We start from the raw sequence: 13518 nt of genomic DNA on the forward strand, positions 1-13518 counted from the left end.
TATGAGTACGTTAGAAAGAGTGTTTCACTCAGTGTTATTTGAAGTATTGGCCGTAACACTATCAATTATAGGCTTAGCGATATTTACTGATCATGATGTGAATGCCTTATCAGGAACCATGATAGTTGTTGCGACCATCGCGATGATTTGGAACTACTGTTTCAACCGCATTTTTGATCGCTACTTCACGGGTGAAAAATCAAAGCGTTCGCTGAAATTGCGTGTTTTTCACGTGGTGTTGTTTGAAGCTGGTCTTCTCATAGCGACAATCCCAGTGATGGCTTTCTTGCTTAATGTGGGGATTTGGCAGGCATTCTTAATGGATATCGGCGTGACCATTTTTATTACCATTTACGCGTTTGTGTTTAATCTGATTTATGATCATATACGAGCATTCTGGGTACGCAGAGCGGACTTAGCCGTTCAGTAATCTACCAAGTCAGTAAACACGAGCTTGGTTACTAACCGTTTGTTTATTCGTTATTTTGACGGAGGTATTCGGTTAGTAACTCTAGGTAACGCGGCGTTTGTTCTGCTATCTTAAATAAGGTGATAATTAGAGTTCTTGAAAGAACAGATTAAGAGGAAAGGATGCCAAATACCTCTCAGATAATGACAGTTGTAGATAAGAAGGAAGTCGAGCTGTTCGCGGAACTGTTCAAACATATTGATGGTGAAATCTACACCTTACTACGCAGTGCCCAAATCCCTAATGATATTCTCACCAGTAATGACCATTACGATTATCTCCCTGAGACAACGGTTAAGAACGTGGTCAAGATTATGGGGGAATCTGCGTCGAGAGAAGAGTTTTCGCTGTTTATGTGGAGTTTTTGCAAGCAAACCTATGTACCAAGGTTTGTGGCTAAGCTAAGTCAGCAGGATTCATTGAAAAGTGCGCTAGACCAATTTTGTGAGCAGCTGAAGCTCGTATCCAATGGTGCGAATGTCTATACCAAGCAATCAGGAGGCAAGTGGTGGTTGGTTCGCGAGAAGCCGTTTACTAACGCGCCTTGGTTTAAGTTCGCTGAGCTGTTCTCTGTCATTTTCATCAACGAGCTACTTTTAGTATTAACGCAAGGGCGTTGGAAGCCGTCTGAGGTTGGCATTCAGAATGGCGATCTCGAATGCTTTCAATCTCTACCACAAATGGGCAGTGCTCAGTTTTATACGCATAGGCCGGTCACTGCCTTTGAGATCCCTGAAGATATCATGCTTGCACCGATTGTTTTACCCAAAATTGCTCAAGTACCAGATCTCATTAAGCCTTTACCTAGCACATTCCTGAGCGCTTTTAAGCTTGTTATTAAACCTTATCTCACGATGGGGAAACTCCCAATTAGCTTAGCTTCTGAGATTCTGAATATTCATGTCAGAACGATCCAGCGTCGATTGGAAAGTGAAGGGGTGGTCTACAAAACCTTGATTGAAGAGATGGTTCTTGAGCAGGTTTTAGAATTGCTTAAGCAGTCAGATCTATCGATCACGCAAGTAGGTGCGAAAATGGGCTATTCCGATTCTTCCCACTTTACCCGAGCGTTCAAACGACAGATGAACATGACGCCAAGACAGTACCGAAAAGAGCACAGCTAAAACCAGTAAGTAAAAACACGAGCCTGCACGCAGAATTATTTATTGTCACCAAATGGCCATTTATCGACCTTGAATACTGGCAATATCACTACTAAGTTATTGAATGTGGATGAGTTGTTTTTTTTAGCGAGTTTCGCGGCTGACAAAAACACCTTTGAAACCTCATGACACTCATTAGTAGTTACGGAATCGTTATGGGAAGTGGGCTCCACTCATAAACGGAATCAAGGTGTATAAATGAAAAATGCAGGCTTAAAACTCTCTGTTGTTGCTCTTTCGTGTTCATTTGCTCTTTCTGCAAATGCCGCATCAACGCTATTTACTAACGTCGATGTGTTCAATGGTACTGAAAACAAATTGTACGAAGACCATCATGTATTAGTCGAAGACAATCTTATCAAACAAATCTCTGCGAGCCCGATAGAGGCTGGTGACGCTGTAGTGATCGACGGCGAAGGCAAAACGCTAATGCCGGGTTTAATCGAAGGCCATGGTCACTTGTTGCTGAATGGCGGTAATCTAAGTGACCACGAAAACAACCGTACGATTGAAGAACTGGCTGCTCGAGCAACAGTGAACGCGAACGCTGCGTTTCAATCAGGTTTCACCACGTGGCGTGATGCTGGTGGCTTGAATACTGGCTTACGTAAAACAATCGATTCTGGCATGTTGCCGGGCCCTCGACTCTACACATCAGGCGCATTTATTGGCCCGACGGGTTCGCATGCCGATTTCAGTAACCTAACCACGGCTAACCAACACTTCTTTGGTTCATCAACCAGTATGGCTCGAAATAGCGTGAGCTTTAATGCCGATGGTATTACAGAAATCAAAGCCGCTGCTCGTCAAAACTTCAAGCAAGGCAATACGCAAATTAAGATCATGTCTTCGGGTGGTGTGGCTTCAACATTTGACCCTTGGCAGCTGAATGCGATGTCTGCGGAAGAAATTGAAGCTGCCGTGGAAATTGCTGATGCGTATGGCTCTTACGTGATGTCGCACGCCTACAGTAAAAAAGCGATCATGCGTAACTTGGATGCGGGTGTTAAAACAATCGAACACGGTTTCATGTTCGATGGCGATATCGCTGACAAGATGGAAGATAAAGACGCTTACATCACAACTAACATGACCGCGTTTTCACCTTACCTGACGCAGATCGAAGCGATCAACTCGAACCCTGCCTCTAAGCGTAAAGCGGAGTCGGCAACCAAAGCATTCAAAGACTACATATCGAACGTCAACAAGTACCAACCTAAATGGGGTTTCCACACAGACTGTGTCGGTGACGTGGTTTCTTGTATCAAACAAACCGACCACACGATCTTCCTTGCGGGTAAAGAGTTAGGCAACTTCTTCACTTTGAAAGGCATGACATCGGTAAACGGTGAGATCGTTAAGTTATCTGGCGTGATGGACCCATACCCAGAGGGTAAGTTAGGCGTGATTGAAGCGGGCGCATACGCCGATATCATTATTGTTGAAGGCAACCCACTTGAAGACTTGTCAGTAATTGGGGCAAACGAAAAATGGTTTGATGCAGAGCCGCGCAGCCCCGAAATCGACACCATTAAAGTCATCATGAAAGACGGCAGAGTCTACAAAAACACGCTGTAGTTCAGTTCGACAACTCAGTTAGAAATTAAGCTTTAATGGGTGACCTATCTGGGTAGGTCACCTCTCTTCAAGGTGTTCCTTATGCAAAAAATGCTTTCTCTTATCCTGTCATTGGTATCACTGACGACCGTTGCTTTTCCTACTTTTTCTGAAACTGCGATGAATCTTGAGTGGCAAGATCTGAACTCAGAGTCTCACGAAATGAAAGTAGAAATGCCGGATCTCACCGATCAACAAATGCGTCTATTACAAGGTGTGATAGCAATGAGTGCATCAGAGGAAGAGCAAGCTCAACAACAGGTTCTATTATTCAAACAAACGCTAAAAGAGCAGGGCGTGGACGCAGACGAAATGATCGCACTGCGTGACGAATACATGCAAACCATGAAAGCAAACGCCGAAGCTATCACGACAGAGTTTGATGGCAAGAAAGTACGAGTTCCCGGTTTCATCGTTCCACTGGAGTTCTCTGAGGGAATGACAGCAACAGAGTTTCTGTTAGTGCCTGTGGCGGGTGCGTGTATCCACATGCCGCCACCACCTGCAAACCAGATTGTGCGCGTGTCTTTCCCTGAAGGCTTTCAGGTACAGAACGTTCAGTATCCAGTGTGGGTAGAAGGTGACTTTAGCTCCAACAAAGTGACTGAAGAGGTCTTCCTAGTCGATGGCAAAAGTAACCTCACCATGGGTTATGAAATGAAAGCTTCGATGATCGAAGACTATTATGAAAAAGAAAATTAATGGTTGTCATCAAATGACAATTTTCAATGTGAGTAATGAATAAAATAAAACTAACTTAAAAAGCACTGGTGACATGATGAACTCAAGATTCTCTAAAGTAAGTATGGCAATTGTGATGGCAGCGAGCACAATGAGCGGCGTTGTTTACGGCGCTAACTTTGAAGGCCCAGATTCTGTTGAAAATACAATTGCAGAGCAGAAAGCACAAAAGAAATCTTGGAGGGAGTCATTAGCTGAAGATGGTTTTACATTTGGTGCAGATTACTTTGCTTTGGGGCTGACCTCTGGGGGTGGGGTTGGCGGCGATAGCGTTGATGCATCGTCGGGTGTGGCACGATTATACGGTTCATGGCATCTATTAGGAAAGGACACACAGAACTCAGGTAGCTTAGTTTGGAAGGTGGAACATAGGCATGCCTATGGTGATACTGCGCCAAAAGACTATTCATTCGGCCCACTCGGCTATGTTGGTGCAATTGGCCCTGCATACAGTGACCAAGGGTTTCGTGTTACGGACTTAAACTGGAAGCAAAAAATCAATGATGGCAAAGGCACCATTGTCGTCGGTTGGCAGGATGTAACGAACTATGCGGATGTTTACGCTCTAGCAAGCCCGTGGTCTGGCTTTACTAACTTGGCATTCTCGACAGGCTCAGGTGCGATGGGCTTACCGGATGACGGTGTATTGGCCCTTTCTGCCGGTCATATGCTAGGCGAAAACTTTTATGTGGTCGGTGGTATCGCTGATGCAAATGGTCAGTCAGATGATATTTTTGATGGCTTTGATAGCGCTTTTGGTAGTGATGCGTCTTACTTTACAACACTTGAATTAGGTTGGACGGCTTCACAAGAACTGATTTATACCGATAACTTCCATGTGACGTTCTGGGACTTTGGTGACGATACTCGCCACAGTAATAGCCTTGCTGCGGAAGGTGGCTCGGGCGTTAACTTCTCATGGAGTCAGTTCATGAATGATCAAGTTATGCCGTTTGTACGTGGTGGTTTCTCTGAAGGGGACGTTGCCCTTTACGATAAATCGATTTCTGTTGGTATGGGTTACTTTGGATTAGGAAAACCAACCAACAATTTAGGCGTGGCACTTAATTGGGCAGAAGTGAATGGTGATTCTTTTGCAGCTGATGCGAAAGCAATAAGTGGTAATACAGAGCAATGGACGGCTGAAATTTACTACAACATGCAACTCAACGATTTCATCCAAGTGACACCTGATATTCAATACATTAAAGATCCTGCGTTCTCCAATGAAAGTAGCGCTTGGGTGTTTGGTGTTAGAGCGAGAGTCTTTATCTAACTTCTCTGTTTGTTAATCGCTGAAACGTAAAGAATAGATGTAAAAAGTGAGCCTGTTTGGCTCACTTTTTTTGTCTTAGGTCTGTATCAAAAGCGGCTATGCTTTTTCGGCTTTGGGCGTGTCATCGAGTGCGAAGTAGATCTTTGAAACGATAATCTCTGCGACCAAAATAGTGAATACCACAGCGAAGAACGCCACCACACCATTCCATGGGCCTGTAAAGTCTACCTTGTCGCCAAACAAGATATTGATGGCTTCCAGCATTACAAACTTAGAACCTACTAAGATGACGTAACTGGATAAACCACGATAAATCTTAGGCGCAGTGCCGGGTTTAGACTTGAAGTAATCTGCGAGCTTATGTTCTAAGCCAATAGACAGTTTGAGCAGGAGTTGTAGCAGAATCGCAGCTGCAAATGAGATGGTGAAAGACTCGATATTGACGAAGTCCCAGTATTCATCAAAAAAATTAAGAACGGTTAAATCGACGAGTACCGCAAGCGTGTATCCGACAAAGAGTCGTTGGGGCGTATTAAATCCATATACTTTTTCTATATTGCTCATCTACTTCTTCCTGAGTAAAGGGTTATAAAAAACTTAGGAGTTAATCCTATAATTTTCAAACGCTTATTGTTTTATATGCGAAACAAGTCTTAAAGTCAGTTTGGCGCATTATGGTAAGTAAGGGTTTTAAGAATGATCCAAGATAAGACTCCAATTTAGACAGAGGCGCATATGATTATTCATTTTAGAATCCAAGACGTAGAAGAACTTTGGAGAGCCATCGATTTAGCAACGCTCTTGCAGTTGGAACTGAGAGCAGTATCAACCACACCGTTAACTCTCTGATTGAATTAGTTAAGTTACCAATTACACTTGAAGCATAAGTTTGAATGGAGTCAACTTAATGCTTTCACCCCTATCGCACTATCCCCGTTCTATTATTCTGCTCTTAATGGGCCTCAGTTCTTCCACGGCCTATGCATCCAATGAATTGATTCAGAACCGCTTAGAGAAGATATTTTCTGTGTCAATTGCGCTGACTGACAGCGATGCCATTTCAATTGGCTTTGTGGATTTTGATCCTAATTCGTTTATCAATTTAAACGACAGTGGTTTTGGCTCAGATAAAACCATCGATACTCGAAGCCAAGTGAGTGTGGGCTCCATCCCTTACTCTTCCGTGATTAAAACGGATGACCCTGACTTTGACCTTATTTGGTCCGTACGAGGGTCTTATGCGCTTTCTGAACAGGATATTGAGATCTCATCAGATGTGACTCCTGACCGTCGTGTTAACCCAAATGAAGACTCGGTATTGGGCCTGTATGGCTTTTTCGGAGGGCAAAACCATTTAAACCAACATTGGTCTATCGCCTATGGCTTAGGCACTCACTTGCTCTATTACCGCAATAAATACGAATACAACAACAGCTACTCTCAAGCATTTCAATCTCAGCTAGACGGTTACGCGTTGAATACATCAGCATGGGCGCTTGTTGCAGAACCTTCAGTCAAACTTCAATACTTGCAACCAAAGGAGTGGGGCAGCTGGAATGTGTCTTCAAGAGTTCGTTACTTTTATGGAACAGGCTGGGGCGAAGCGAACGATGGCGATATCGGTAACCCAGAAGGGATGCGATTCATTAATGAACTAGAGTTTAGGCAAAATGTAGCGCTCGATGCTTGGTCGCTTAATAACCCTCAAATCCACTATAACTTAACAAGAATCGATGTCGCGGGTGATTTGACGGCTCCTTTAGATACGCACTATTACTATGAATTCGGGGCCGGATTAGTATTTGATGTGCCTTACGATTCTTACTTTTTTGACAACTTCGGGATTGGAATTAACTTCAATTATGGCAGCTCACTCAGTGGCGGTAGCTTGCTATTCTTACTCAATAATTAGCATAAGTTGTTGATCTTAATTGTACTCATATAATTTGAATTTGTATGTGTCGTAAAATGGTAAATATCTTAGTGGAAACTTAGCCATCATAGTCATTCGCCCATCACTAGAGCAGACTATGAATAAGTTAAGTTTTGACAGAAAAATGCCGCTATACGTGGTGTCTACACTTGCCCTTAATATGGCAGTTAGCTTGTGGTTATTGAGTATGGCTTCTTCGGCAGTCATGGCTTTTTCTGTGTGCGCGTTGTTTTTGCTCAGCACCCTCATTACTGCACGCCTATATCGACATGAAATGGCTCAAAGCAAGAATAGCTTGTCTGAAGCGATCATTGATGGCGTCGCTGGTTTTATCATCCTCGATAGTCAATTGAGGGTAATACAAGTTAATCAACAATTCTCTAGAGTTTCAGGTTATGCCTTTAATCAAGTCGAGTCTCGCCCGATTTCTGATCTCTGTTTTATGAATAACAGCAGTTTAATATCGACCATTACTCGCTCACTCAAGGAAAACCAGAGATGGAAGGGTGAGTTGAGTGGAGTCAGTCGACTTGGTGAACATTTTACTGTGAATGTGGTTGTCGAAAAGTTAGCTGAAATACTGTCGCACAATAATAAATATGTGGTGACCTTTACCGATATTAGTCGACGCAAAGTATTAGAACGTCGATTAAGAATGTTGGTGGACACAGATTCTCTCACAGGGTGCTGGAACCGCCGCCGTTTTGATAAAGATCTTAATCATTATTCAAACTTAGCGGAGCGTTATGGTTACACGCACTCTTGTTTGGCGTTGATCGATTTAGATCATTTCAAGGCCATTAATGATAATCATGGTCATGACCAAGGTGATTCAGCGTTGAAAGAGGTCGCTGAACTGTTGAGAAATAACAGTCGAGACACCGACATCGTCGCGCGAGTCGGCGGCGAGGAGTTCGCTATCTTAATGCCAGAAACTAACTTGGCAGAAGCGTTTGAGGCGATGTATCGATTGAAAGAAGTGATTGCCAAAGGAACAACATTGAACCTGACTGTGAGCAGTGGTGTGTCTGAAATACAGGCACAAGCCGAAGCGACCTATCGCAGTGCAGATAAGGCACTTTACCGCGCTAAAGGTAACGGACGAAATAGAGTGTGTAGCTCTAGCCCAGGCTGCGCGACACCTATTGCCCTTGGCTAAGAGTTGGTCACACTTAGCTAATCGGTGAGAGTGGTATCTAAGCCGAGATTGAGCGTTGGTAAATCTTCGGCGTAAGACCAGACACACGCTTAAATGCACGAGAAAAATGCGAGATGTTGGTGTAACCGAGCTGGCTAGAAATGTAGGTCAGCGTGTGACCCTCTTCCATCAGTTCGCAAACTACTGAAAACATCAGGTTCTCTTTGATTTTTCGATAAGTGGTGTTTTCGTTCTTGAGTTTGCGTTGGAACGTTCGCACCGAAAAGTTGAGTAGCTCAGCGGCTTCTTCAAGAGAGAGATCTTGTTCTTTCATGTACGGCTTTAGAAGCTCGTAAACGCTATCGGTAAAGCTGGTATGCCACTCAATCAGTGTCGGTTTAGCACTGAGTTCTTTAGAGGTTAGGCGAATTGGGAGTTGTAATATTTCTTCAGGAATAAGTACAGCTGTCGACGATTGATCAACAAACAGTTGGCAGCTACTTGGCACCAGTGTTTTGACGACATCGATGTCATGTCCTTGCAGACGCACTTTATTAGGTAACCATGGCGATTGGGATAAAATGGTTATTAATTCAATGATATATGTAATCGCAAAAGCTTCTCCCCATTGAAACATAGGGGAATTGTCTTCGGGGGCAGTACGGCAAAACCAGCTCTGACCGTGTTCTTGAATAAACTCGACTTTGCTGCCTGGTGAATCATAGGCAAAGATTGAATTGATCTGTTTTAGTGCATCACCAATGGTTTCGAATTCGGTAAATTGATGCAAGACATTTGGGATGATTCGACGTCGAAATGCGAGTCCAAGAATATCGGTGAACCGAGATACGCCGAGTTGTGCCGATGTAAGATAAATCAAACGCTTAATGGATTCCGATGGCACAAAATCACTTTCTGATTCGATAAGGTCGGGTGGTAAACCGGAATCTTTAAGCAACAGATGTAAATCAAGACCATAGTCAGAAAATACCTGAACCAGAATCTTGGCGTAGTTCGTTTGAATTACCGGGACTTGGTAGTGACTAGAGGTCATGAGAATACAATCCTGTATATATTGTTGCATTATTAGACGTGCATATCATTTGCAACGTTTTGTTTACTAAATCTAACCCTATTTACTTGAGTTTTCCATCGCTGGGTTTATTTTTAAAGTATTAATTTTGTTGATGTTAGTTATCTAGAAGGGAGTCCCATGTCAGAAGTCAAAGGGAATAAGCAAGAAGCCAATGAAGAAGTTGGCCAGCAAGAAAATGGAAAAGACAGAGTAAGAAAGGTCACAAACTACCTATTGTTGTTTGTTGCATTCATGTTGATCTTCAGTGTCATTTCAGACCGAATCATCCCTATTACTGATAATGCTCGTGTAAAAGGTTATATCGTTCCAATCAAGCCAGAGGTGTCGGGAAAAGTTCTCGATATACTGGTTCAACCTAACCAACTGGTTAATCAAGGCGACAAGTTAGCCATTTTAGATGAGTCTGATTACAAAATTGCAGTACAACAAGCCGAGCAAAATTTAGAGATTGCAGGCCAAAATGTCGGAGCTCAAACCGCGAGCATTGCTTCAGCTCAAGCGAAACTCACTTCAGCGATTGTTGAAAGACAAAACACCAAACTGCAAGCCAAGCGTGTTTTAGAGATGGCCGACAAAGGTGTGGTTTCTAAATCAGATGCAGATAAAGCGCGAGCAGCATTAGCGACTTCTCGAGCAGCTGTTGTGAATGCAGAGGCTGATCTTGAAGGTGCGAAGCAACAAATGGGTAAAGAGGGACAAGAAAACAGTCAAGTGAAAGCGGCGTTGCTGGCACTTGAACAAGCTCAATTGAACCTAGAGCGCACCGTGATTACCGCGCCGACACAAGGTGGTGTTTCTAACTTTAGCCTGTCTGAAGGGTTTTATGCATCGGCAGGGCAAGCAATCATGACCTTTGTTTCAACCGAAGATATTTGGATTGAAGCTTATTATCGAGAGAACAGCCTAGGTAATGTAACGGTCGGTGATGAAGTTGAAGTGGCATTGGATTTCGCACCGGGCAAAGTGGTAAAAGGGCGCGTAAGTAGCATCGATTGGGGTGTTGATTGGGGGCAAAATGATCAAGCAGGTAAGCTTGCGCAAGCTAGCCAACAAACGGGTTGGTTGCGCCAAACACAGATGCTTCCTATCACCATTGAATTTGATAATGAAGAAGTGACAGGCATGCTCCGAGTGGGTGGCCAAGCGGATGTGATTGTTTATAGCGGCGATAACTTTGTGTTCAACGCGATAGGCAAAGTATGGATTCGTCTGATTAGCGTATTGTCTTATGTCCGATAAGCCGATTCCTGACCAACAAACACAGCAACGTATCCTGCGATTTACTGTCGGGGTCACGTTGGCTGTTTTCTTGGCGGCGTGGATAAACTGGCCACTTGCGTTTGTGGCGCCAGTGTTCACTGCTAAGTTCTTAATTGATAAATCAAACCTCCATAAGGAAACGGTCTACGAATTGCTCTTGGCCGTTGTGGTGACGATGGGGTTAGGTTTATTGCTGTCGCGAGGAATTACCCATTACCCAATTCCATTGCTGATTTTGGTGGGGTTAATGATGCTGTGGGGTTACTACTTGTTTGTCGACCCTAAATGGAACCTTTTCGCCACCATATTGTTGATTGCGGTCTTGATGTTGCCATTCATGGCGATTGATAACCCTGGCGTTTCGGTAATGCTGGCATCTGGCTTAGCAACTTCTGGGGTGGTTTCAGTGATGATCTTTGCGTTAGTGCATGTATTTTTCCCTGAGCCTAAATCGGAGTTCTCAGGCTTCGCTGCTGCGCCACTCGAAAAGAAACAGCGTTGGTATGCAGCCTTTAGGGCGATGATTATCTCCTATCCAGTGGTATGTTTTTTCTTTATCTTTCAAATATCTGAAGCTTTATTGACAATGATGTTCATTGCGCTGTTATCGTTGATGATTACGTCAGAGAAGTCGATAAAGTTGAGTGCTTTTCTAGTGATAAGTAACGGTATCGGGGGATTGCTCGCGATAGCGGCTTTTTCAATCCTTTCGATTGTTCCTAATATTATCTTCTACTCTTTATTCATAGGCTTGGTCGCTATTGTGATCGCCAAGAAGATCTACACGGTTCCCGAAAAAGCGCCGATTTTCGCCACTGCATTTAGTACGTTGTTAGTACTTGTCGGTAGCACCTTGATGAGCTCAGGCGACATCGATAGCAACACTCTTATACGCATATTCCAATTAGTGTTAATTGGTATATATATGATTTTGGCTTCTTTATTCCTAGAAACTCGGAATTGGAAGTTCTTACAAAATCAGCCTTAATTATGTCTTACAAGGACGTCTCATGAAGTTAACCGATGATTTTTCAAAACAGGCGATAGACGCTGCCATCAAGATCGCAGCAATTGCCATGCTCGTGTATTGGTGTTTCTCGATTTTGCGCCCATTTATTCTATTGGTTATTTGGGGGGCGATCATTGCGACTGCGCTCTATCCAGTTGCTGTCGCCATTTCAAATAAGACGGGAATGTCGAAAGGAAAAGCCAGCGCATTACTGAGCTTTATCGGAGTACTGTTACTGCTCATTCCTTTAGTTGCGCTCTCTTCCGGTATTTACACCAGTGCTTCGGACCTAATGACAGGGCTACAGGACGGAACCTTGTCTCTGCCGAAACCCAAAGAGTCCTTGCAAGATATCCCATTAGTTGGCGAAAGAGTTTATGCCGCCTTGGTCCATGCTTCTTCGAATATAGAGGGCGTGTTTATCACGTATGCAGACGAACTTAAGGTATTTGCTTCTAAAATGGCATCGATCTTAGGCTCATTGGGCGGTGGTTTTGTCCAATTTATTATCTCAACCATCATTGCAGGTGCGTTCATGAGTAACGCCGATAAATGTCAAACCGGTGTGACTCACTTAGTGGTTCGTTTAACGGATGGCAAAGGCGTAGAGCTCGTGCAGTTATCTAAATCGACTGTGCGCAGCGTTGTGCAAGGTGTGATTGGTGTTGCTGTGATTCAATCTATCATGTCGGCAATTGGTTTGGTTATCGCGGGTGTTCCAGCCGCGGCATTGTGGGCGCTAGCGGTGTTACTGGTCGCTATTATTCAGTTGCCGCCGATTCTTGCTTTGTTACCTGCCATTATTTACATGTTCAGTGTTGAATCGACACTGGCGGCGAGCTTGTTCTTAGTGTGGTGTATTTTGGTGAGCGGCAGTGACGCTATCTTGAAGCCAGTACTACTGAGCCGAGGGTCTCACATTCCAATGTTGGTGATTTTGCTTGGTGCGTTGGGCGGAATGGCGATGTCAGGAATCGTCGGTCTGTTTGTTGGTGCTGTGATACTGAGTTTAAGCTATGAGCTGATGATGGCGTGGCTTGGGCTTGAAGAGAAAAACCAACAAGAAACTGAGAAAAAACCAGCAGAGGCAGAGGAAAAATAGATGAAGCCAGTCTCTAAAGACGACAACTTCTACTTCTTATTCTATGCACTGTTGGTGTTGTTTTTTGGTTGCGCGGTGATGCAGCAGTTTTATCCGCAAGGCCAGAAAACAATACTATTTCTCATCATCATTACGCTAGCGAGTTCAATTGTTGGTATCCATAAAGAGCGAGCCTTGTATCGCTCTTGGTATGGGCTGTTATTGATTACGGCGCTAGTGTCTGGTGTGTTTTCGTTTTTGGAAGGCTATAACCTGTCGATAGTGACGCTATCAGCGTTGGCTGTGTTCTTGTTTTCACACATTTACTCGGCGTTGAAACAGGTGATGAAAGCCAAAACGGTGACGCCCAATCACATTATCGGCTCGATCTGTATTTACTTGTTGTTGGGGTTCGCTTGGTCGACCATCTACTTGTTGATTTTAGAAATATTTCCCAACGCCTTTAATGGGTTAGAAGAGCAAATCTGGCTAACCAATTTGTTTAATGCGATGTACTTTAGCTTTATCACGTTGACTACGGTTGGTTATGGTGACATATCACCGGCATTACCTATTGCTCAGTTCTTCGTGTTTATGGAATCCATTATCGGCAGTTTTTACTTGGCCATAATGGTGGCAAGTTTGGTGAGTATTCGGCTTACACAGTCTCAATCCCAATAGAGCGGATACAAATAATAGATCATATACAAACAAGCCCGGCAATTGCCGGGCTTG

Annotated in this window: 13 protein-coding genes; 11 read left to right on the plus strand and 2 right to left on the minus strand. The window is 43.8% G+C overall.

What is annotated here, in order from left to right:
* Position 1: 1 nt before the first annotated feature.
* The 5 genes from M4S28_RS21330 (at position 2) to M4S28_RS21350 (ending at position 5266) form a co-directional block, all read left to right on the plus strand.
* The gene (locus tag M4S28_RS21330; RefSeq protein ID WP_102501232.1) at positions 2–430 is read left to right on the plus strand and encodes a PACE efflux transporter; all 429 of its coding nucleotides are present in this window, start codon (positions 2–4) and stop codon (positions 428–430) included.
* Between the two features lie 182 nt (positions 431–612).
* Positions 613–1593 (plus strand): helix-turn-helix domain-containing protein, encoded by a 981-nt coding sequence (locus M4S28_RS21335; RefSeq protein WP_339385637.1) that lies wholly within the window; start codon positions 613–615, stop codon positions 1591–1593.
* Between the two features lie 237 nt (positions 1594–1830).
* A complete protein-coding gene (locus M4S28_RS21340; RefSeq protein WP_249632788.1) occupies positions 1831–3210 on the plus strand; it encodes a metal-dependent hydrolase family protein in 1380 nt (459 codons plus the stop codon).
* Positions 3211–3291: 81 nt separating this feature from the next.
* Positions 3292–3951: a DUF3299 domain-containing protein gene (locus M4S28_RS21345; RefSeq protein WP_249632789.1), complete on the plus strand. Its 660-nt coding sequence runs from the start codon at positions 3292–3294 to the stop codon at positions 3949–3951.
* Positions 3952–4066: 115 nt separating this feature from the next.
* Entirely contained in the window at positions 4067–5266 is a 1200-nt protein-coding gene (locus tag M4S28_RS21350) for a carbohydrate porin (protein WP_249633753.1), read from the plus strand.
* 96 nt (positions 5267–5362) lie between these two features.
* Here the strand turns inward: M4S28_RS21350 and M4S28_RS21355 are convergent, their stop codons facing one another.
* On the minus strand, positions 5363–5830 hold the full coding sequence (locus tag M4S28_RS21355; protein WP_004731619.1) for a hypothetical protein: 468 nt from the start codon (positions 5828–5830) through the stop codon (positions 5363–5365).
* Between the two features lie 343 nt (positions 5831–6173).
* Between M4S28_RS21355 and M4S28_RS21360 the strand changes: the two genes are divergently transcribed.
* Together M4S28_RS21360 and M4S28_RS21365 are read left to right on the plus strand one after the other, a co-directional pair.
* Entirely contained in the window at positions 6174–7178 is a 1005-nt protein-coding gene (locus M4S28_RS21360) for a Solitary outer membrane autotransporter beta-barrel domain (protein ID WP_102562523.1), read from the plus strand.
* A gap of 118 nt (positions 7179–7296) precedes the next feature.
* On the plus strand, positions 7297–8358 hold the full coding sequence (locus tag M4S28_RS21365; protein ID WP_102447541.1) for a sensor domain-containing diguanylate cyclase: 1062 nt from the start codon (positions 7297–7299) through the stop codon (positions 8356–8358).
* Positions 8359–8395: 37 nt separating this feature from the next.
* Here M4S28_RS21365 and M4S28_RS21370 read toward each other — a convergent pair whose 3' ends face one another.
* A complete protein-coding gene (locus M4S28_RS21370) occupies positions 8396–9391 on the minus strand; it encodes an AraC family transcriptional regulator (protein ID WP_249632790.1) in 996 nt (331 codons plus the stop codon).
* A gap of 159 nt (positions 9392–9550) precedes the next feature.
* Between M4S28_RS21370 and M4S28_RS21375 the strand changes: the two genes are divergently transcribed.
* The 4 genes from M4S28_RS21375 to M4S28_RS21390 are packed head-to-tail and all read left to right on the plus strand — an operon-like array spanning position 9551 to position 13464.
* Entirely contained in the window at positions 9551–10672 is a 1122-nt protein-coding gene (locus M4S28_RS21375; protein WP_249632791.1) for an HlyD family secretion protein, read from the plus strand.
* Positions 10662–11681, plus strand: a complete 1020-nt coding sequence (locus tag M4S28_RS21380) for a DUF2955 domain-containing protein (protein WP_017081999.1) — start codon at positions 10662–10664, stop codon at positions 11679–11681. Before M4S28_RS21375 ends, M4S28_RS21380 begins: the two co-directional genes overlap by 11 nt.
* A 22-nt stretch (positions 11682–11703) precedes the next feature.
* The gene (locus M4S28_RS21385; RefSeq protein ID WP_004731609.1) at positions 11704–12804 is read left to right on the plus strand and encodes an AI-2E family transporter; all 1101 of its coding nucleotides are present in this window, start codon (positions 11704–11706) and stop codon (positions 12802–12804) included.
* A complete protein-coding gene (locus M4S28_RS21390; protein WP_004731606.1) occupies positions 12805–13464 on the plus strand; it encodes a potassium channel family protein in 660 nt (219 codons plus the stop codon).
* Positions 13465–13518 lie beyond the last annotated feature (54 nt).

The organism is Vibrio sp. J383 (assembly GCF_023503985.1).
Taxonomy (GTDB): domain Bacteria; phylum Pseudomonadota; class Gammaproteobacteria; order Enterobacterales; family Vibrionaceae; genus Vibrio; species Vibrio splendidus.

Bases quoted from the DNA above. Each gene is read 5' to 3' on its own strand.
- M4S28_RS21380 (WP_017081999.1), top strand. From the start codon at position 10,662: ATGTCCGATAAGCCGATTCCTGACCAACAAACACAGCAACGTATCCTG.
- M4S28_RS21350 (WP_249633753.1), top strand. From the start codon at position 4,067: ATGGCAGCGAGCACAATGAGCGGCGTTGTTTACGGCGCTAACTTTGAA.
- M4S28_RS21385 (WP_004731609.1), top strand. From the start codon at position 11,704: ATGAAGTTAACCGATGATTTTTCAAAACAGGCGATAGACGCTGCCATC.
- M4S28_RS21340 (WP_249632788.1), top strand. From the start codon at position 1,831: ATGAAAAATGCAGGCTTAAAACTCTCTGTTGTTGCTCTTTCGTGTTCA.
- M4S28_RS21345 (WP_249632789.1), top strand. From the start codon at position 3,292: ATGCAAAAAATGCTTTCTCTTATCCTGTCATTGGTATCACTGACGACC.
- M4S28_RS21390 (WP_004731606.1), top strand. From the start codon at position 12,805: ATGAAGCCAGTCTCTAAAGACGACAACTTCTACTTCTTATTCTATGCA.
- M4S28_RS21330 (WP_102501232.1), top strand. From the start codon at position 2: ATGAGTACGTTAGAAAGAGTGTTTCACTCAGTGTTATTTGAAGTATTG.
- M4S28_RS21335 (WP_339385637.1), top strand. From the start codon at position 613: ATGACAGTTGTAGATAAGAAGGAAGTCGAGCTGTTCGCGGAACTGTTC.
- M4S28_RS21375 (WP_249632791.1), top strand. From the start codon at position 9,551: ATGTCAGAAGTCAAAGGGAATAAGCAAGAAGCCAATGAAGAAGTTGGC.
- M4S28_RS21365 (WP_102447541.1), top strand. From the start codon at position 7,297: ATGAATAAGTTAAGTTTTGACAGAAAAATGCCGCTATACGTGGTGTCT.
- M4S28_RS21370 (WP_249632790.1), bottom strand. From the start codon at position 9,391: ATGACCTCTAGTCACTACCAAGTCCCGGTAATTCAAACGAACTACGCC.
- M4S28_RS21355 (WP_004731619.1), bottom strand. From the start codon at position 5,830: ATGAGCAATATAGAAAAAGTATATGGATTTAATACGCCCCAACGACTC.
- M4S28_RS21360 (WP_102562523.1), top strand. From the start codon at position 6,174: ATGCTTTCACCCCTATCGCACTATCCCCGTTCTATTATTCTGCTCTTA.